The sequence below is a fragment of the Actinosynnema sp. NPDC037264 genome, assembly GCF_055603705.1.
The window spans coordinates 321,060-337,865 of record NZ_JBVJVK010000001.1; the positions used below are offsets into that span (position 1 = coordinate 321,060).

Annotated in this window: 17 protein-coding genes; 10 read left to right on the plus strand and 7 right to left on the minus strand. The window is 67.5% G+C overall.

From position 1 onward, the window contains the following. The first annotated feature begins 800 nt into the window (after positions 1–800). The gene (locus tag ACZ7GX_RS01520; protein WP_498771968.1) at positions 801–2,054 is read left to right on the plus strand and encodes an nSTAND1 domain-containing NTPase; all 1,254 of its coding nucleotides are present in this window, start codon (positions 801–803) and stop codon (positions 2,052–2,054) included. Between the two features lie 12 nt (positions 2,055–2,066). Here ACZ7GX_RS01520 and ACZ7GX_RS01525 read toward each other — a convergent pair whose 3' ends face one another. Both ACZ7GX_RS01525 and ACZ7GX_RS01530 read right to left on the minus strand, forming a co-directional pair. Beyond that, positions 2,067–2,723 carry an HAD family hydrolase gene (locus tag ACZ7GX_RS01525; RefSeq protein ID WP_498771604.1) on the minus strand — a complete coding sequence of 219 codons (657 nt, stop codon included), beginning with the start codon at positions 2,721–2,723 and terminating at the stop codon, positions 2,067–2,069. 53 nt (positions 2,724–2,776) lie between these two features. After that, the gene (locus ACZ7GX_RS01530; RefSeq protein ID WP_498771606.1) at positions 2,777–3,619 is read right to left on the minus strand and encodes a GntR family transcriptional regulator; all 843 of its coding nucleotides are present in this window, start codon (positions 3,617–3,619) and stop codon (positions 2,777–2,779) included. A gap of 236 nt (positions 3,620–3,855) precedes the next feature. Between ACZ7GX_RS01530 and ACZ7GX_RS01535 the strand changes: the two genes are divergently transcribed. From ACZ7GX_RS01535 to ACZ7GX_RS01565, 7 genes are all read left to right on the plus strand, one after another. Next, the gene (locus ACZ7GX_RS01535) at positions 3,856–4,314 is read left to right on the plus strand and encodes a hypothetical protein (RefSeq protein WP_366195807.1); all 459 of its coding nucleotides are present in this window, start codon (positions 3,856–3,858) and stop codon (positions 4,312–4,314) included. A gap of 273 nt (positions 4,315–4,587) precedes the next feature. Further along, positions 4,588–4,884, plus strand: a complete 297-nt coding sequence (locus ACZ7GX_RS01540) for an AMED_5909 family protein (protein ID WP_498771609.1) — start codon at positions 4,588–4,590, stop codon at positions 4,882–4,884. Next, positions 4,881–5,180 (plus strand): transcriptional regulator, encoded by a 300-nt coding sequence (locus ACZ7GX_RS01545; protein WP_498771611.1) that lies wholly within the window; start codon positions 4,881–4,883, stop codon positions 5,178–5,180. Before ACZ7GX_RS01540 ends, ACZ7GX_RS01545 begins: the two co-directional genes overlap by 4 nt. A 767-nt stretch (positions 5,181–5,947) precedes the next feature. Continuing rightward, the gene (locus tag ACZ7GX_RS01550; RefSeq protein ID WP_498771613.1) at positions 5,948–7,417 is read left to right on the plus strand and encodes an FtsK/SpoIIIE domain-containing protein; all 1,470 of its coding nucleotides are present in this window, start codon (positions 5,948–5,950) and stop codon (positions 7,415–7,417) included. A 23-nt stretch (positions 7,418–7,440) separates the two neighbouring features. Continuing rightward, entirely contained in the window at positions 7,441–9,021 is a 1,581-nt protein-coding gene (locus tag ACZ7GX_RS01555; protein WP_498771970.1) for a replication initiator, read from the plus strand. A gap of 21 nt (positions 9,022–9,042) precedes the next feature. Then, the gene (locus ACZ7GX_RS01560) at positions 9,043–9,237 is read left to right on the plus strand and encodes a helix-turn-helix transcriptional regulator (RefSeq protein WP_184926377.1); all 195 of its coding nucleotides are present in this window, start codon (positions 9,043–9,045) and stop codon (positions 9,235–9,237) included. Positions 9,238–9,273: 36 nt separating this feature from the next. After that, positions 9,274–10,500, plus strand: coding sequence for a tyrosine-type recombinase/integrase (locus ACZ7GX_RS01565; protein ID WP_498771615.1), 1,227 nt, complete (start codon positions 9,274–9,276; stop codon positions 10,498–10,500). Between the two features lie 21 nt (positions 10,501–10,521). Here ACZ7GX_RS01565 and ACZ7GX_RS01570 read toward each other — a convergent pair whose 3' ends face one another. Both ACZ7GX_RS01570 and ACZ7GX_RS01575 read right to left on the minus strand, forming a co-directional pair. Next, complete coding sequence (locus tag ACZ7GX_RS01570; protein ID WP_498771617.1) at positions 10,522–11,736, minus strand: acyl-CoA dehydrogenase family protein; 1,215 nt, start codon at positions 11,734–11,736, stop codon at positions 10,522–10,524. A 7-nt stretch (positions 11,737–11,743) separates the two neighbouring features. Continuing rightward, entirely contained in the window at positions 11,744–12,388 is a 645-nt protein-coding gene (locus tag ACZ7GX_RS01575; RefSeq protein ID WP_498771619.1) for an SCP2 sterol-binding domain-containing protein, read from the minus strand. A gap of 101 nt (positions 12,389–12,489) precedes the next feature. On the opposite strand from ACZ7GX_RS01575, the gene ACZ7GX_RS01580 reads away from it, so the two are divergent. Further along, positions 12,490–13,179 carry a TetR/AcrR family transcriptional regulator gene (locus ACZ7GX_RS01580; protein ID WP_498771621.1) on the plus strand — a complete coding sequence of 230 codons (690 nt, stop codon included), beginning with the start codon at positions 12,490–12,492 and terminating at the stop codon, positions 13,177–13,179. Here ACZ7GX_RS01580 and ACZ7GX_RS01585 read toward each other — a convergent pair. Then, positions 13,176–14,102: an alpha/beta hydrolase gene (locus tag ACZ7GX_RS01585; protein ID WP_498771623.1), complete on the minus strand. Its 927-nt coding sequence runs from the start codon at positions 14,100–14,102 to the stop codon at positions 13,176–13,178. The genes ACZ7GX_RS01580 and ACZ7GX_RS01585 overlap by 4 nt on opposite strands. Positions 14,103–14,228: 126 nt before the next feature. Here ACZ7GX_RS01585 and ACZ7GX_RS01590 point away from each other — a divergent pair, with 126 nt between their 5' ends. Beyond that, positions 14,229–14,660 (plus strand): MarR family winged helix-turn-helix transcriptional regulator, encoded by a 432-nt coding sequence (locus ACZ7GX_RS01590; RefSeq protein ID WP_498771625.1) that lies wholly within the window; start codon positions 14,229–14,231, stop codon positions 14,658–14,660. On the opposite strand, the gene ACZ7GX_RS01595 is transcribed toward ACZ7GX_RS01590, so the two are convergent. Together ACZ7GX_RS01595 and ACZ7GX_RS01600 are read right to left on the minus strand one after the other, a co-directional pair. Next, entirely contained in the window at positions 14,650–15,450 is an 801-nt protein-coding gene (locus ACZ7GX_RS01595) for a MaoC/PaaZ C-terminal domain-containing protein (protein WP_498771627.1), read from the minus strand. The two genes, ACZ7GX_RS01590 and ACZ7GX_RS01595, sit on opposite strands and share 11 nt — an antisense overlap. Then, positions 15,450–16,763: a 3-oxoacyl-ACP reductase gene (locus ACZ7GX_RS01600; protein ID WP_498771629.1), complete on the minus strand. Its 1,314-nt coding sequence runs from the start codon at positions 16,761–16,763 to the stop codon at positions 15,450–15,452. The genes ACZ7GX_RS01595 and ACZ7GX_RS01600 overlap by 1 nt, the downstream gene beginning before the upstream one ends. Between the last annotated feature and the right edge of the window lie 43 nt (positions 16,764–16,806).

The window sequence follows — 16,806 nt, forward strand, 5'->3', positions numbered from 1 at the left end:
GTGGACGGGGTCTTCCGCGTCCCGAAGACCCCGCCCGGACCCAGGCGAACCTGCGACGTCACGTCACTTGATGTACATCCCGGAAATGGCCCTGGCCACCACCAACCGCTGGATCTCCGACGTCCCCTCGAAGATGGTGAAGATTTTGCGCCGGGGTGGCCCTGACCTGCCCACATCACCTGGAATGGTCGTCTAACCTGCGCATACCTGGTCAACGTTCATCGTCGTTGACCAACCTTTCTCGACCTCTCACGGCCTGGAGACGGCCTGAGAGTCGATCACTCACTACGGGCACCACCCCGGCACACCGTCGCCAACCGCGACGTCTCCCGTGCCGAGGTGGTGCCCGTAGCCATGCCCGGCCACTCCCCGTTGGCCGCAGGCGCGGAGCGTCGGCGGGCGTCGATCGCCGTGCCCAGCCCGACCAAGCCGCGTGACCGCGCGATCGTCCCTACCGGCGCCGCTGGCAGCTCTCGTCCTGGCGGCCTTCGTCGCTGGCGCGCGCCGCCACCCGACCACGTGCACCGACTCCGCGCACGGCCGACGGGCGAAGCGAAGCGGGAGCCCGGCGTGCCGGGATGCGGGGAGTCGGTGCCAACGTGCGTCGCTCGCACCGCGCGCCGCCGCAGGCGGCGCGCCTTGATCCCATAGAGCCAAGTTCGGCAGCAGTCGGTACATCGGTATGCAATCTGCCTAGATAAGTACATCGACACGGCAGGTCGCGCTTCTCCATCGACCTTGGCTGTACGTATGCTCTCCACATGAGTAGGGCGAGGCGTCGCAAGAAGCAGGCAGATCAGATGTCCCGGCGTGTTGGACGATCTCGTCCAACACTGAAAAGTGGAGACTTGTTCGGCTTGAGGCGAGAGGAGCGCATCGAAGAGTCGAAGGTTCGACACGTTTTCACTCCCCATAAACCTATTAGCACTTTCAACCTTCTATTCGGTCGGCAAACAGAAGTTCAGATGCTGGTTGAGACGCTCAACACTCCTGGTCAGCACGTGTTGCTGTATGGCGAGCGGGGTGTCGGGAAAAGTTCCCTCGCGAATGTTGTCAAGGAGGTTTTATTTCAGGTTGTCCAACCCAAGATTTTCCTCAAAAGGTGCGACAGGTCGGACGTCTTCGAAACTATCCTGCAAGGCCCGCTCAATGAGGTTGGAGCCCACCTCGCGTTGACCCAGATAACCGACCTTAGCTCCACTGGCGGCAAAGGTGAATTGGATCTCGGGATACTGAATGCAGGCGGAGAGAGGAAGCGTGATATTGCAAGAACTTATCAGGCATATAAAGCCATATCACCCTCGAGTGCGGCCGAAGCGCTCGAGCATCTTGAAGGCTTGCTGGTAATTGATGAATTTGATGCTGTAGTTGAGCCGGAAGAGAGAAAGAAAATCGCCGAGTTGATCAAACAGCTTAGCGATTCAGGTTCAACCTTCAAGATTATGGTTGTAGGTATCGCTGAGACCGGCGATCAGCTTACCGCGGCGCACCCGTCTGTGCAGCGATGCCTACGTGAAACGAAGCTGCGAAGGATGAAAGATGATGAACTAGAAGAAATTGTCGTTGCTGGTGCTGAAGCGGTCGGCCTGACCTTCAGTAAGCAGGCCGTTGCAGCTATCGTTCGGTTGAGCGCCGGATACCCTCACTTCACGCACTTGTTGGCTCTGAAATGCGCTGAAGATGCAATAAGCGATGGTCGAACCTTCATTCACAAAGAGCATCTTGTGGTGGCGATGAAGCGTGCGGTAGCGGACGCTGAGGGGACCCTTACGCGAATCTACGATGACAGTACACGCTCCGAAAGTGACATGTACCGCACCATTCTTGCAGCAGCAGCGTCACTGGAGGATGACGAGTTTACGTCAGCGGAGTTGCGTACGGCTATTGAAGAAAGGATCGGCGAGCCGATATCGCAAGGCTCGTTGAACAACTACTTCCAGAGGCTTATGGCTGAAGATGGGTCGAGAATCCTACGTCGCACGGGTAGAGGGATGTATCGGTTTGAAGACCCACGTATGCGCAGCTACGTTCGTATTGTCAACGGCATGACTTAAGCTGGCATCTGTCTACCACCCTGTGACGATTTCCAGGATGTCCGCAAGGTTAGTAACAATGATAGCTGCCCCAGCCTCGGCTAGTGTCTCGACCTTGCTCGTCCGATTGGCATATCCGATGCAAGGCACTCCTGCGTTCCGTGCTGCTACGGCATCCGTGGGAGAGTCGCCGACCATGCACGCTTTGTCATTGGCTGCCCTTAGTTGCCTGATCGCTCGGTCGATGAGATAGGGACTCGGCTTGAGAAGTCCAGGGTCCGGTGAGGATCGAGCTGCGATGAAGCTAATGTATGGGGTGAGAGCGTATGCTTCGCAGTAGCTTTGGATTGCTGTACGCGAGTTGTTGCTGACAATTGCTATCCGACGCCCGGCCCGATGCCACGCACGAATCAGATCATGTGCGCCATCGGTGGGTTTCGCCAGCTTAACAGCTTCAATTTCGCACCTTGCTAGGAGATTCTCTATGCATCGTGCACTTGAACTATTCATTCTAGCTGCATAACGAAGTACATCGAACGGGTCCGCGCTCGCCTCGATCTCCATTGGAAGTCCGATTTCATGGTTTACTTCCAGGTCTCTGCGAAGTTTGTTCGCGATGTCAACGGCTGAAATGCCTGCAAAGACGGAGCAGACTGGTCCATCAAAGTCCAGGAGCAACGTGTCCGTCATCGACAAGAGACGATCAAGACTCTCTGGCTCGTCAATCGCGACTTGATTTGAGTTCAACGCTTATAATCCGTTGCGATGGTTTCCCAAAGACTGTTGAACCAGGTGTGGGCTTGATCGACGTATTGGCTGCCGGTGCTGGTGTCATCGTCGGTGGTGCTGTGGTGGAAGAGGATGGCGTCTTTGCCCATGAGGTCGTAGATGGCTTGGGGTTGGCCGTCTAGGGATAGGACGTGTTCGCGGACGGGGTAGAAGCCGAAGAAGGCTTCATTGTTGTTGATCAGGTAGAGCTTGAAGAGTGGTGCGGCTGGGTGGACGCGGACTTCTGCGGTGGCGTCCTTGACCAGGCCGAGTTCGCCCAGCTCGGTCACGTTGTCCACGATGGCGAGGGTGTGGCGGCGCATGATCTCGGCGGCGCGATCGCGGAAGGCCGGGCTGTCGGATCGGTCCTCGACGGTGCAGGGGACTGACCACGGGACGGTGGGGTCCGGGACGAGGATGCGGACGTGGATCGTCTCGGGCGTCAGTCGGCCGATGCGGATCTTGTCCAGTGGCTCCTGGAGGATGCCGTGAAGCGTCTCGCCGGAGAAGCCGGCGAAGTCGATCGTCACGCGGTCGGACGTGAACGCTTGCTCGATGTGCGGGCGCAGGCCGACCGGGCGCTCGGTGCGCTCTCGCACGAACACGCCGCTGCCCTGTCGGGAGACGATCAAGCCCTCGTCGCGCAGCTCGCGTAGCGCGCTCTGCACGGTCATTGGTGCGACGTCGTACTTCTTCGCCAGCTCCGCGCGTGACGGCAGCTTGTCACCTGCCTTGAAGACCTTGGTCAGGATGGCGGCGCGCAGAGCGTTCGCGACCTGCACGTACGGCGGTCGCGGGTCATCCGGGTCGAGTGCCATGACTCCTCGTCTGGTGTCGTCCAGTGCAAAGCGGGACGTGAAGCGCCGCAAAGCTGGTCGCAAGTTGTCAGTCCGCACATATTCGCAGCCTCGGTTCGCACTTGGCTAGACCGCCTAGAGAGCTAGCTCGATCGGCTGACGCCAACCCACTTGCTTGACTTGGCTAGCCAAGCTGTCTTACCCTCGTGACATGGCTAGCCCGCATAGGCAGGCTGGCAAGGTGACGGAGGTGGCTGGTGGCAGTTCCGTATGGGACTCGGTTCGAGGCGACGTTCGACCAGGTCTTCCCCCAAGGGGCGTTGATGGTCGGTGAGGTCGCGCCGGACATGGAGTACATGAGCGCGGAGGACAAAGGGCGCGGTCGGCAGGCCAAGCAGCGTGTGGACGAGCGCACGGGCAAGCGGCAGTGGAAGGTCGTGGTCACGGACCCGTCCGCCGAGAAGGAGCGGGACGCGTCGGTGACGGTGACGATCCTGGCCGACGTGCAGCCGGTGCCGCCGCAGGCTGTGCAGGTGATGCCCGGTGTCGAGGTGCGGCCGGTGGCGTTCGAGGGGCTGACGGTCGAGCCGCGGGTGATGGGGGATCGGTACAAGTACCAGGGGTTCACGATCCGGGCTACGGGCATCGTGTCGCCGCAGGTGGGCGCTGCCCCGAAGCGTGCGGAGAAGCCCCAGGGCGAGCAGAAGGCGGCTTGAGGTGGCGCGGCCGTCTCCTGAGGCGGTCGCCCGGTGGAACCTCGCGTACGCGGAGCAGACCGAAGCCCTGTTCGCGGCGTCCGGTTCGGACGGTCGGTTACCGGTGCTTCGGCTGGCTGACAGCTACGCGGCGGTGGCGTGGGCGTGGCGGGTCTTGGCCGCTGATCTGGGCGTGCCCTTGTGGGCTCGTCACGCCTGCGCGGTCGCTGCTGAGGAGTTCGATCGTCGGGCGCGGATCGAGCGTGCCCGTGTCAACCCGGACGAGGACGGGACATGAGCAAGGACCAGCGCGTTTCGGAAGACGAGCTGTGGCGCAGGGCGCGAGCTGCCATGACGTTGCAGGGTGCGCATGAGGCACTGGTGAAGGTGATGCCTGCGCCGGCGGCGGATCGGAAGCGGTGGCGTGACTTCTACCTGGGGTCGGCCGAGGTGTACGGGCGGGTCGCGGAGATCGACCGTGGGCACCACCACGAGGCGTTGTACTGGGCCAAGCGGGAGCGGGAGAAGGGCGAGGAGATCGCGAAGGCGCTGGCTCCTGGTGCCCTGGGGTCTGACGGGAGCGGCGAATGACGGCGGGTCCCAAGCCCAAGGTGATGGGTGCTCCTGGGCCGTCCGGTCGGGGCAGTCAGTACACGGTGCGGCTGCGGGTGGCGGAGTTCCAGCGGGCGGCGCGGCGGTCGGCGCTGACGTCTGACTACGCGTTGGCACCTGCGATGGGTGTCAATCGCTCGACCATCTCTCGGGTGCTGACGGGTGAGCTGCGGCCTGGTGCGGCGTTCATCGCCGGTGCGCTGGCGGCGTTCGCGCCGATCGAGGTGCGGTTCGAGGACCTGTTCGAGGTCGAGTCGAACTGGCCGACGTCATGAGTGGGGTGCGGCCTGACCGGGTGGTGATGGGAGCGCACCTCCCGGAGGGCGTCGCGCGTACGGCCGGGAACGTCGGCTACTCGGCGGGTGCGCTGGCCGAGGTGATGGCCGCATGGGTCGAGCAGCGGCTACGGATCTGGTCGGTCAGGGATCTGTCCGCCGCGTCGGGTCTGAACGTGCACACCGTCCGCATGGTCGTGCGGGATGTAGTCGCGGCCGGCCACGCGGCACGGATACCGGGCGCTGTCTCATCGTCCCCTGGGCCCTACCTGTACCGGCTGACGCCGGTGGGCGCGCAGGCATGGGGCGACTTCCGCTCGGACGCTCGTCTGAGGCGGCGGCCGGATAAGGCCGAGTCGCTCACGCCTCGTCGGTAGGACGCTGTAGCGCTGCTCTGGAACGCGTGACCGATGCGGTCGCGTGGTGATGGCGCACGCCTTGATGACAACTGAACAGTCTGCGGCTGGTGGGTGCGGTCGCGGGGAGACGGTCCAGGTCTTGGCGGGCTCGGCTGTCTCCCTGCGACTCACCTGACTGGCTTTGCCATGCGTTTTTGTTGACACACAAGGGATTCCAGTCATGTCGAGGGTATCGGTACGTGGGGGACGTACGTCAAGTCGACGCCCCGCCGGTCTGTGGAAGTTGCCCAACGGTCGGCGCTGCCAGTCGTGCAAGCGGTTCGGTGTCTACGCCCCGAACCAACTCGACTGCTGTGCCTGCCTGGGGTGGCTGCCGCTGATCTTCGCCGTTGCTGTGGGCGGTGCGCTGTGAACGGCGGCAAGTGGGTCGACCCGGCTCCGTTCGAGGGTGTGCGGCCTCGGGTGCCGTGGTGGGTGTTGGTGCCGGGCAAGGCCAAGTGGGTCGCGGCCTTGGTGGCGCTGGTGTGGCTGATGTTGGTCGGCGTCGTGCGCCTGGTGCTCGTTGTCGTGCGCTATCCGGTCGTCACGCTGGTGCCCGCGTCGGCGGCCTGGTGCTGGTGGCGGTTCGGGCTGTCACCGTTGGTGCTGGCGCTGTTGTCGCTGGTCGCGGCTCTGGTGCTCTGGGCCGGTCTGGATCGTGGGTCGTTCCTGCGGCACGGCTGGTACCGGCTGGTGACCGAATGGCGGCGGGCGACGGTGTACGTCCCGAAGTGGCGGTCGGTGATGCGGCTGTCGGACCTGGCCAAGCGCGACCGTGGCCGTGAGTACCGGCCCAAGCTGCGGCGGGTCCGGTCGGAGGGGTGGCGGGACCGCGTTCGGGTGCGGATGATCCCGGCCCAGTCGCCAGAGGCGTGGGAGCTGCGGCGGGACAACCTGGCGCACTCGTTCGGCGCTCGCTCGTGCCGGGTTCGGGTGCTGCGGCCTCGGCTGCTCGAACTGGACTTCGTGCACGCTGACCCGCTGGTGCGACCGGTGTCCGTCCCCGTGTTGGAGGGCTCGGCCGACGTCGACTTCAAGCGGGTGGTCGTCGGGCGGACGGAGACCGGCAAGCCATGGCGGCTGCGACTGCTCGGGTCTCAGCTCCTCGTCGTCGGCGTGCCCGGTGCCGGTAAGGGCTCGGTGTTGTGGTCGATCGTGTGGCAGCTCGCGCCGGCGGTTCGGGCGGGCCTGGTTCGCCTGGTCGGGATCGACCCGAAGGGCGGGATGGAGCTGGGCCAGGTACCCGACGCCTTCGACCGCCTGGTTTTCGGCAACGGCACTGATGCGGTCGAGCTGCTGGAGGAGATTGCCGCTGAGGTGAAGGAGCGGGCGGCGCGGTACCGGGGCATTCGGCGGCTGTGGGCTCGCGACACCGGTGAGCCGTTGACCGTGCTCATCGTGGACGAGCTGGCGGACGTGATCGCCTATCAGACGGACAAGCAGCTCCGGGAGCGTGCGGCGCGAGCTGTGCAGACGATCGCCTCTCAGGGGCGGGCTCCGGGGTACGTGCTCGTCGGCTTGGTCCAGGACCCGCGTAAGGAGGTCGTCTCCTTCCGGCACCTGTTCAGCACCCGGGTTGCCCTGCGACTCGATGAGCCACAGCAGGTGGACATGGTGCTTGGTGACGGTGTTCGCCAGCGTGGGGCGGCGGCTCACGAGATCAGCGAGAACACACCCGGTGTCGCCTGGGTCAAGCAGGACGGGCAGCGGGAGCCGGACCGGGCACGGGCCTTCCACGTCACCGATGCGGACCTGGCGACGCTGCGCGACTACTTCCGGCCTGCCGAGGTGCGGCCGTTCCCGACCAAGCCGGACGGTGCCGAGGGGGTGGCGGCGTGACGAGCGGGACGCGGGCTGAACGGATGCGCCAGCCGATGGCGCTGGACGTGGTCAAGGCGGCAGCGGAGCAGCACGGCGTGTGCGTGCGTCCGTTCACGATGGAAGTCGAGGACCGGACCACTTACGAAGTCCGCTACGTCGCGGTGCCATGTGGGGCGACGGTCGAGAGCGTCTGTGCGCCCTGTGCGAAGAAGGCCAAGGCGTTGCGGATGGCTCAGTGCCGTGAGGGCTGGCACATGGGCGAGGAACCCGACTTCACGCCGACCGCGCCGACTGAGGACCAGAAGGAGCTGTTGACGTTCCGGGCCGACCTGGTCAAGGCGTACCGGGAGGCGGTTGAGGTTGGGGCGGCCGGTGACGCTGACGAGTTGCGGGAGGAGATCCACTCGGTCGACGCGGAACTTCGGCAACTCGGCGTCCGGGGCCGCTTCCCCTCACCCGACGCACCCGCCAAGCGACCCGTGAAGCGGTCGACCAAGCGGCGGCAGGACGCGCCGAACCTGCCTCGGCGGCGGGTCGAGAAGCGCACGGTGGGCCGGGAGTACGCGGGAGGATTCCGGCCCTCGATGTTCGTCACGCTCACCCTCGACACCTACGGGCGGGTGCGCGACGACGGCACACCGGTCGACCCGGACGCCTACGACTACCGGCGGGCGGCGAGGGACGCGGTGCACTTCGCCTCGCTGGTCGACCGGTGGTGGCAGAACCTGCGCCGGGTCGTCGGCTGGGATGTGCAGTACTTCGCCACTGTCGAACCGCAGAAGCGAGCGGCGCCGCACCTTCATGCGGCAGTCCGCGGTTCGATCCCGCACGAGACCATCCGGCTCGTCACGGCGGCCACCTACCACCAGGTGTGGTGGCCCAACCACGACGAACGGCTCTACGGCGGTGACCACCTGCCGGTCTGGGATGCACGGGCGGAAGCGTTCGTCGACCCGGACACGCGTGAGCCGCTGACGGCTTGGGCCGATGCGGTCGAGGCCGTGGAGGAACCGGCGCACGTGGTGACCTTCGGCCGGCAGGTGCACTCCAAGGGCATCCTCGGCGGCTCGGAAGAGGCCGGACGCCACATCGGCTACCTGACCAAGTACCTCACGAAGTCCATCGGTGAGGTGGTCGAGCAGTCCACCGACCGGCAGCGCAGGCACGCCGACCGTCTGGCGGACGAGCTGGCCGTGACGCCTTGCTCTGACCGCTGCCCGGTGTGGCTGCTCTACGGCGTCCAGCCGCGCGGCGTCGGCTCCCGGACCACTCCAGGGCACTGCAAGGGGCGGGCACATCGGCGGACCACGCTCGGCCTGCCGGGTCGGCGGGTGCTGGTGTCGCGGAAGTGGTCGGGCAAGACGCTGACCGACCACCGGGCCGACCGGAAGCGGTTCGTCATCGAGGCCCTGAAGGCCGTGGGCATCGAGAAGCCGGAACCCGACACGTCCCAGCTCGTCTGGCACAAGGTCCGGCCCGGTGACCCCAACGTGCCACCACGGGCGCACCTGCTCATGCACGCCATCGCCCAGCGCGTGACCTGGAAGGCCGAGTACGACCGGGCCTTGCTGGCTGCCAGCGGTGCACCGCCCGATCTTTCGGCAGTTCCACAAGCGGCCTGAGACGTGGGGAGGGGGACGGCAATGAGCGGGAACGAATTCGACCGGCTGTGGGGCGTTGACGATCTCTCAGCCTTCCTCGGCGTGCCGGTGCACACCATTCGTGGCTGGCGCAGCAAGAACTACGGGCCTCCGGCTCGGAAGGTCGGCAAACACCTGCGGTGGGACCCGGCCAAGGTCCGCGAGTGGTTCGAGGGCCTGGACCTCGACGCGGCCTAGAAGTTTCGGCAATTCGACACACGGGAGAGGTGTGCCATGGGGCATGTCCAAGATCGCTGGTGGAAGGAGGTCAAGGACCCGGTGACGGAGCAGGTCACCAGGATCAAGACCTCGCTGTACGGCGTCGGCCTGCGGTACAAGGTGCGGTACGTCGACCCGGACGGCGTCGAGCGGTCCAAGAGCTTTCCGGACCGCCAGAAGAAGAAAGCCGAAGACTTCCTGATCGAAATGGAGTCGGACAAGCGCGAGGGGAAGTACATCGACCCCAACGCGGGAAAGGTGCCGTTCAAAGCGCAGGCGGAGAGCTGGCTGAAGGGTTATTCGGCGGACGCGGCCACCAGGCAGACGATCGAGAGTCGGCTCCGCAGTCAGGTGTACCCGTTCTTCGGGCACCGCCAGGTCGGCGCGATCACTCCCCAGCTCGTCCGGGACTGGCTGGGCGACATGCAGGAGAAGGGCCTTGGGTCGACCTATCAGGCCGTGCTGTTCGAGACGCTGTCCTCGATCATGAACTCGGCCGTGGACGACAGGCGCATCCACCGCAACCCGTGCAAGGTCAACAGCATCAAGCGGCCTCAGCGGTCGTCACGCAAGGTCGTGCCCTGGGCGGAATCGCGGGTCCACAAGCTTCAGATGGTCCTGGACCCGCGCTTCAAGATCACGGCTCCGCTCGGCGCTGGCTGTGGTCTGCGGCAGGGCGAGATCCTGGCGTTCTCGCCGGACGACATCGACCGGGACGCCATGGTGATCAACGTCCAGCGACAGGTCAGGATGATCAATCGCGCGTTGGTGTTCTCGCTTCCCAAGCGGAACAAGACGCGCCAGGTGCCCTTGTCGAGAGGCGTCCTGGCGGCCGTTGACGCCTACCTGGAGATGTTCCCGCCAACGTCGGTGACGCTGCCCTGGGACCGGCCCAACGGTGACCCGGTGACGGTCGACCTGCTCATGGTCCGTGACGACGGCAAGCCGTGGAACGGCGACCTGTTCAACAAGGTCGTGTGGGTGCCCGCGTTCAAGCAGGCCGGACTGACCTACGCCAAGCGACAGGACGGGATGCACGCCATGCGGCACCTGTACGCGTCCGTCCTCCTGGCACAGGGCGTCTCCATCAAGGAGTTGGCCGAGTACCTGGGCCACGCGGACCCCGGCTTCACGCTCCGCACTTACACGCACCTGATGCCGTCCAGCCACGAGCGCGCCCGGAAAGCAGTGGACGGGGTCTTCCGCGTCCCGAAGACCCCGTCCACCTCCCAGACGGCCTGATGACGGCCTGGGGAGATCAACTCACTTGATGTGCATGCCGGAAATGGCCCTGGCCACCACCAGTCGCTGGATCTCCGACGTCCCCTCGAAGATGGTGAAGATCTTGGCGTCACGGTGCATCCGCTCGACCGGGTGCTCGCGCGTGTAACCGGCCCCGCCCAGGATGTGGATCGCACGTTCCGTCGCCCACACGGACACCTCGCCCGCCTTGAGCTTCGACATCGACCCCTCGCCCGCCGTGAACGGGACGTTGTTGCGACCCATCCAGGCCGCCCGCCACACCAGCAGCCGCGCGGCGTCGATCTCCATCTTCATGTTCGCCAGGTCGAACGCGATGGACTGGTTCTCGATGATCTTCCGGCCGAACGCCGACCGGTCCTTCGCGTACTCCAGCGAGTACTCGTAAGCCGCACGCGCGACGCCCACCGCCATCGCGCCCACGGTCGGCCGGGTCGTCTCGAACGTCGCCATCGCCGCCTGACCACCGGCCTTCTGCCCCTCACGGGCACGCGCCAGCCGAGCGTCCAGCTTCTCCTTGCCGCCCAGCAGGCACCGGCCGGGCACGCGGACGTCGTCCAGGAACACGTCCGCCGTGTGCGACGCCCGCATCCCGTGCTTGCGGATCTTCCCCGGCGACGACAGCCCGCGCGTGCCCGGCGGCACGACGAAGCCCGCTTGGCCGCGCGCTCCCAGAGCCGGGTCCACGACCGCGGTCACGACGTGCACGTTGGCGATCCCGCCGTTGGTCGCCCACGCCTTCTGCCCGTTGAGCACCCACTCGTCGGTGGCCTCGTCGTACACGGCCCGCGTCCGGTACCCGGCCACGTCGGAGCCCGCCTGCGGCTCGGACGCGCAGAACGCCGCCAGCTTCGGGTCGTCCTCCGTGCCGAAGCACTCGGGCACCCACTCGGCCAGCTGCTCGGGCTCGCCGGACGCGAAGATCCCCGCCGCCGCCAACCCGGTGCCCATCAACGCCAACGCGATGCCGGCGTCACCCCAGAACAGCTCCTCGGTCGCGATCGGCAGCGACAAGCCGATGGGGTCGGCGAACCAGGTGGCCAGCGACTCGAACCCGTACAGGCCGATCTTCGCCGCCTCCTGGATCACCGGCCACGGCGTCTCCTCGCGCTCGTCCCACTCCGACGCCGCGGGCCGGATCACGTCCTTCGCGAAGCCGTGGACCCACTCGCGCAGGTCAACCTGGTCTTCGTTGAGCTCCAGCGAAAAACCGCCCATGGTCCCCTCACGCCTTCGGAATGTTGAACAAGCTCATGAACCCGGCCGCGAAGCCCAGGTCGCCCTTGACCTTCAGCTTGCCGGTCATGAACAGCACCGGGGCCGACGCGTTGCCGGTCGCGAGCTTCAGGAACTCCACCGGTCCCAACGTGACAACGGCCCTGGGGTCACGGGTCTGCTCCTTGTTGATCGTGCACTCGGCGTTCTCGATGATCACCTCGTACACGTCGTCGCCGTCGGACCCGCCGGTCAGCCGGAAGTGCACGACGGCGCGCGTGGCGCCCGCGCGTTCGCTGCGGAAGTGCGCCTCCATGCGGCGGAACACCTCGTCCAGCACGCGTTCGCGCAGGCCCGGCCGCGACGTCACGGCCTCGATCTGGTCCTTGGACGCGCGCGAGATGATCCGCGCGAAGTTCTGCGGGTCCATCTTGGCCAGGTCGAGGTCGGCCCCGCCGTCGGCCAGCGCGCCCAGCGCGTCGAGCAGGTCCGCGAACTCGTCCCGGCCGAGCTTCTTCGGGTCGATGCCGCGCGCGATGACGTCGATGTCGACGTCCTTGAGCGCCGGGTCGCCCGGGTCGACCTGCTTGAGCGTTGAGATCAGCTCCTGCGGGCTGAGCTTCGCGATCGCCTCGGTGGTGAGGTCGATGGTCATGTGTGACACCTCCGCTACCTACTGGCAGGTAAGCCTACTGGCGAGTAGGTAAGGCGGCAAGGGGCGCGGAGTAATCTTGTCCCAGCCATCCAGGGGGTGCGATGCACGCAGAGCAACCGGTTCGCCCGGGCCGGGCCAAGAGACTGCCACGCGCGGTGCGCGAGCGGCAGATCATGGACGCGGCGGTGGACGTCTTCTCGCGCTTGGGGTTCCACGCCGCGTCCATGGACGAGATCTCCGAGGTCGCGGGCATCTCCAAACCGATGCTGTACGCCTACTTGGGGTCCAAGGAGGAGCTGTTCGCCACGTGCATCCGCCGTGAGGCGACCCGGATGATGGAGGCGATCGCGAACGGCGTCGAGGCCGAGGAGCCGCCGGACGTCCAGCTGTGGAGCGGGTTGCGGGCGTTCTTCGGGTTCGTCGGCGAGAACCGCGCGAGCTGGCAGGTCCTGCACCGGCAGGCGTCCTCGCAGGGCGGTCCGTTCGCCGAGGAGCTGGCCGACATGCGCGGCCGGGCGATCAGCCTGGTGGCGGCGCTGCTGGTGCACTCGTCGGACTTCACCAACGTGCCGCGGGCGGGCGACAAGGAGGCCGAGTCGCTGGCCGCGGCACTGGTCGGCGCGGGCGAGTCGCTGGCCGACTGGTGGCTCGACAACCCCGAGGAGCCGGCCGGCGTCGTCGCCGCCCGGCTCATGAACCTGGTGTGGATGGGTTTCGGGGACCTGGTGGCGGGCGACGTGTGGCACCCGCCGTCACGGCGGTCCGGCCCGGGACCGGAGGGCGACGCCTAGGCCAGCGCGCCCTTGAGCACGGCCACCGCCTGGCTGATCGCGGCTTCGGCGGCGTGGGTCTCGCGCAGCGCGTTGAGCATCACGAAGTCGTGGATCACGCCCTGGTAGCGCACCGCGGTCACCGGCACGCCCGCTTCGCGCAGCTTGTTCGCGTACGCCTCGCCCTCGTCGCGCAGCACGTCGGCCTCGGCGGTGATCACCAGCGCCGGCGGCAGGCCGGTGAGCTGCTCGACCGTGGCCCGCAGCGGTGACGCGGTGATCTCCGCGCGCTGCGCCTCGGACGTCGTGTACTGGTCCCAGAACCACTGCATCGCGTCCCGGCGCAGGAAGTAGCCCTCGGCGAACTCGCGGTACGACGGCGTGTCGAACGACGCGTCCGTCACCGGGTAGAACAGCACCTGCTGCTTGAACGCCACGTCACCGCGCTCCTTGGCCAGCAGCGTCAGCGCCGCCGACATGTTCCCGCCGACCGAGTCGCCTGCCACGGCCAGGCGCGACGCGTCGAGCCCGCGCGCCGCGCCTTCGGCGACGATCCACCGCGCGACCGCGTAGCTCTCCTCCAGCGCCACGGGGTAGTGCGCCTCGGGCGAGAGGCTGTAGTCGGGGAACACCACGGCCGCGCCCGCGCCGACGGCCAGCTCGCGCACCAGCCGGTCGTGCGTCTTCGCGTTGCCGAACACCCAGCCGGCGCCGTGGACGTAGAGGACGACGGGCAGCGTGCCGGTGGCGCCCGCCGGCCGGACGATCCGGACGGGCACCTCGCCGACGGTCACCCACTCCTCGTCCACCTCGGGCTTGAACACCTCGCCGGCCTGCACGCCGTCCACGGCCTGCCGGCCCTCCACCGGGCCGAGGTCGAACAGGTACGGCGGGTTGGCGGTCGCGGCGGCGAACTCGGCGGCGGCCGGCTCCAGGACGGTCATCTCGGGCTCCTCGATGTCGTGCGGTCGAACCTGACAACACGAAACATAGCCCGCGATTACATCGTGCACAATCTAAATGGGTGCAGGTGTATCGTGGTCTCGATCACAAGTGGAGGGACGACGGACATGCGGGACTTCAGCCTGGAGCTGGACGACCAGCTCTGCTTCGCGCTCTACGCGGCTTCGCGGGCCGTCACCGCGCGGTACCGGCCGCTGCTGGACGACCTCGGCCTGACCTACCCGCAGTACCTGGTGCTGCTGGTGCTGTGGGAACGCGGTCCGGTGCCGGTCAAGGACGTCGCCGCCGCGCTCCAGCTCGACTACGGCACGCTGTCCCCGCTGCTCAAGCGCTTGGAGGCGGCGGGCCTGATCCGCCGCGAACGCCGCCCGGACGACGAGCGCTCGGTCCGGCTCGTGCTCACCGAGGAGGGCGACGAGCTGCGTGAACGCGCCAAGGACGTGCCGCCCGCGATGGGCGAGGCGATGAACCTGGGCGAGGAGGACACCGCCCGGCTGCGCGTCCTCCTGCGCACGCTGGCCGACAACGTCAGCCGCTGATCGCGCCTTCCAGGTGCGGCCGACTCGACCACAGCGCGAACCGCCACCCGTCACCGGTGGGCGCGGAGGAGAAGTCGACCTCGCCCGGCAGCAGGACCGGCGCCTTGAACCGCACGTCGACCTCGTACGCGTCGGGCAGCCGTCCTTCGAACGCGGCCACGCACCGCGCCTTCGACCACATCCCGTGCGCGATGGCCCGGGGGAAGCCGAACGCCTTGGCGGTCACCGGGTGCAGGTGGATCGGGTTGCGGTCGCCGGACGCGTCCGCGTACCGCCGGCCGAGGTCGCCCGGCAGCCGCCACCGGGCCGTCGGCGCGGGCGGTTCGGCGCGCGACGCCTGCTCCTTCGCCGCGCCGCCCTCCCGCCGCAGGTAGGTCGACACGTCGACCCACACCTCTTCGCCGTCCACCGACACCGTGGTCACCACGTCGAACTGCCGCCCGCGCTCGTGCGGCCGCAGGTCCGCCAACGCCACGTGCAGCGACAGCGGCTCGGACACCCGCAACGGCCGGTGCTGCCGGATCCGGTTGGCCACGTGCACCAGGCCGGGCAGCGGGAACGGGAAGCCGGGCCCGGTCATCAGCCTGATCTGAGACTCGAAGCCGAGCACGTGCGGGTAGGTGATCGGCAGCTCGTCGCGCACGCCGAACCCGCACACCTTGGCGTACCGGGCCAGGTGCTCGGGGTCGACGGTCACCTCGACGTCCAGGGACGACCGCGGCAGCTCGTCGCCCCGCCGGGTGAACCCGGTCAGCGCGGCCTTGGCGTAGAGCAGGGTCAGGTTCGCCATCACGCCCCCAGCAGGCTCTGCCCGCACACGCGCACGACGTTGCCGTTCACCCCGGCCGACGCCGGGTGCGCGAACCACGCGATGGCCTCGGCGACGTCCACCGGCAGGCCGCCCTGCGACAGGCTGTTCATCCGCCGGCCCGCCTCGCGGATGACCAGCGGCACCGCGGCCGTCATCCTGGTCTCGATGAAGCCGGGCGCGACCGCGTTCACCGTGGCCCGGCCCGCGACCTGCCGCGACAGGGAGTCGACCATGCCGATCACCCCCGCCTTGGTGGTGGCGTAGTTGGTCTGGCCGACGTTGCCGGCGATGCCCGCGATGGACGACACGCCGACGATCCGCCCGTTGGGTCGCACCGCGTCGGCGGCGAGCAGCGCCTCGTTGACCCGCACCTGCGACGCCAGGTTCACCGCGACCACCGAGTCCCACCGGCCCGCGTCCATCCGCCCGAGCGTGCGGTCACGCGTGATGCCCGCGTTGTGCACGACGACGTCCACGCCGCCGTGCCGCCGCACGAGGTGCTCGACGATCCGCGCGGGCGCGTCCGGCGCGGTGATGTCGAGCTGGAGCGTGGTGCCGCCGACCCGGTTGGCCACCGCGGACAGCTCGTCGCCCTGCGCGGGCACGTCCAGGCACACCACGGTCGCGCCGTCCCGGCCCAGCACCTCGGCGATCGCCGCGCCGATACCGCGTGCCGCGCCCGTGACCAGCGCGACCTTCCCGGCCAGCGGCCGGTCCCAGTCGGCGGGGACCTCGACGTCGGCCGGCCCGATCCGCACCACCTGCCCGGACACGTACGCCGACCGGCCCGACAGCAGGAACCGCACGGTCGACTCGATCGCGCCCTCGCCGCCGGGCTCGACGTACACCAGCTGGGCCGTGCCGCCGCGCTTGAGCTCCTTGCCGACGCTGCGCGTGAAGCCTTCCAGCGCGCGCTGCGCGATCGGGGACTCGGCCCGCTCCGGCGGCGTGCCGAAGACGACCACCCGGCCGCACGGGCCGAGGGACCGGATCACCGGGTGGAAGAACTCGTGCAGCTCGCGCAGCCGCTCGACCGAGTCGATGCCGGACGCGTCGAACACCAGCGCGCCGTACCGCCCGTCGTGCCCCGGGTCGTCGAGGTCGAGGCCCGCGGACTTCACCGCCGCGCGCACGGCGTCGGCCAGCCGACCGCCACCGCCGATCAGCACGGGCCCGGCCAGCGGTGGCTCGTCGGGCGAGTGGCGGCGCAGCGGGTGGGGATCGGGCAGGCCGAGCTTGCCCACGACGAACCGCCCGAGGCCGGACCTGGCGAACGACTGGTAACGATCCATGGGGACATCACACTCCCTACTCGCTAGTAAGTCTACTGATGAG

What these genes read in the sequence shown, in the direction of transcription:
- ACZ7GX_RS01585 (WP_498771623.1), bottom strand. Translation starts at nt 14,102, where the DNA reads ATGACCGTCCTGGAGCCGGCCGCCGCCGAGTTCGCCGCCGCGACCGCC.
- ACZ7GX_RS01545 (WP_498771611.1), top strand. Translation starts at nt 4,881, where the DNA reads ATGACGGCGGGTCCCAAGCCCAAGGTGATGGGTGCTCCTGGGCCGTCC.
- ACZ7GX_RS01540 (WP_498771609.1), top strand. Translation starts at nt 4,588, where the DNA reads ATGAGCAAGGACCAGCGCGTTTCGGAAGACGAGCTGTGGCGCAGGGCG.
- ACZ7GX_RS01590 (WP_498771625.1), top strand. Translation starts at nt 14,229, where the DNA reads ATGCGGGACTTCAGCCTGGAGCTGGACGACCAGCTCTGCTTCGCGCTC.
- ACZ7GX_RS01575 (WP_498771619.1), bottom strand. Translation starts at nt 12,388, where the DNA reads ATGACCATCGACCTCACCACCGAGGCGATCGCGAAGCTCAGCCCGCAG.
- ACZ7GX_RS01525 (WP_498771604.1), bottom strand. Translation starts at nt 2,723, where the DNA reads ATGACGGACACGTTGCTCCTGGACTTTGATGGACCAGTCTGCTCCGTC.
- ACZ7GX_RS01595 (WP_498771627.1), bottom strand. Translation starts at nt 15,450, where the DNA reads ATGGCGAACCTGACCCTGCTCTACGCCAAGGCCGCGCTGACCGGGTTC.
- ACZ7GX_RS01600 (WP_498771629.1), bottom strand. Translation starts at nt 16,763, where the DNA reads ATGGATCGTTACCAGTCGTTCGCCAGGTCCGGCCTCGGGCGGTTCGTC.
- ACZ7GX_RS01565 (WP_498771615.1), top strand. Translation starts at nt 9,274, where the DNA reads ATGGGGCATGTCCAAGATCGCTGGTGGAAGGAGGTCAAGGACCCGGTG.
- ACZ7GX_RS01560 (WP_184926377.1), top strand. Translation starts at nt 9,043, where the DNA reads ATGAGCGGGAACGAATTCGACCGGCTGTGGGGCGTTGACGATCTCTCA.
- ACZ7GX_RS01580 (WP_498771621.1), top strand. Translation starts at nt 12,490, where the DNA reads ATGCACGCAGAGCAACCGGTTCGCCCGGGCCGGGCCAAGAGACTGCCA.
- ACZ7GX_RS01530 (WP_498771606.1), bottom strand. Translation starts at nt 3,619, where the DNA reads ATGGCACTCGACCCGGATGACCCGCGACCGCCGTACGTGCAGGTCGCG.
- ACZ7GX_RS01570 (WP_498771617.1), bottom strand. Translation starts at nt 11,736, where the DNA reads ATGGGCGGTTTTTCGCTGGAGCTCAACGAAGACCAGGTTGACCTGCGC.
- ACZ7GX_RS01555 (WP_498771970.1), top strand. Translation starts at nt 7,441, where the DNA reads ATGCGCCAGCCGATGGCGCTGGACGTGGTCAAGGCGGCAGCGGAGCAG.
- ACZ7GX_RS01520 (WP_498771968.1), top strand. Translation starts at nt 801, where the DNA reads ATGTCCCGGCGTGTTGGACGATCTCGTCCAACACTGAAAAGTGGAGAC.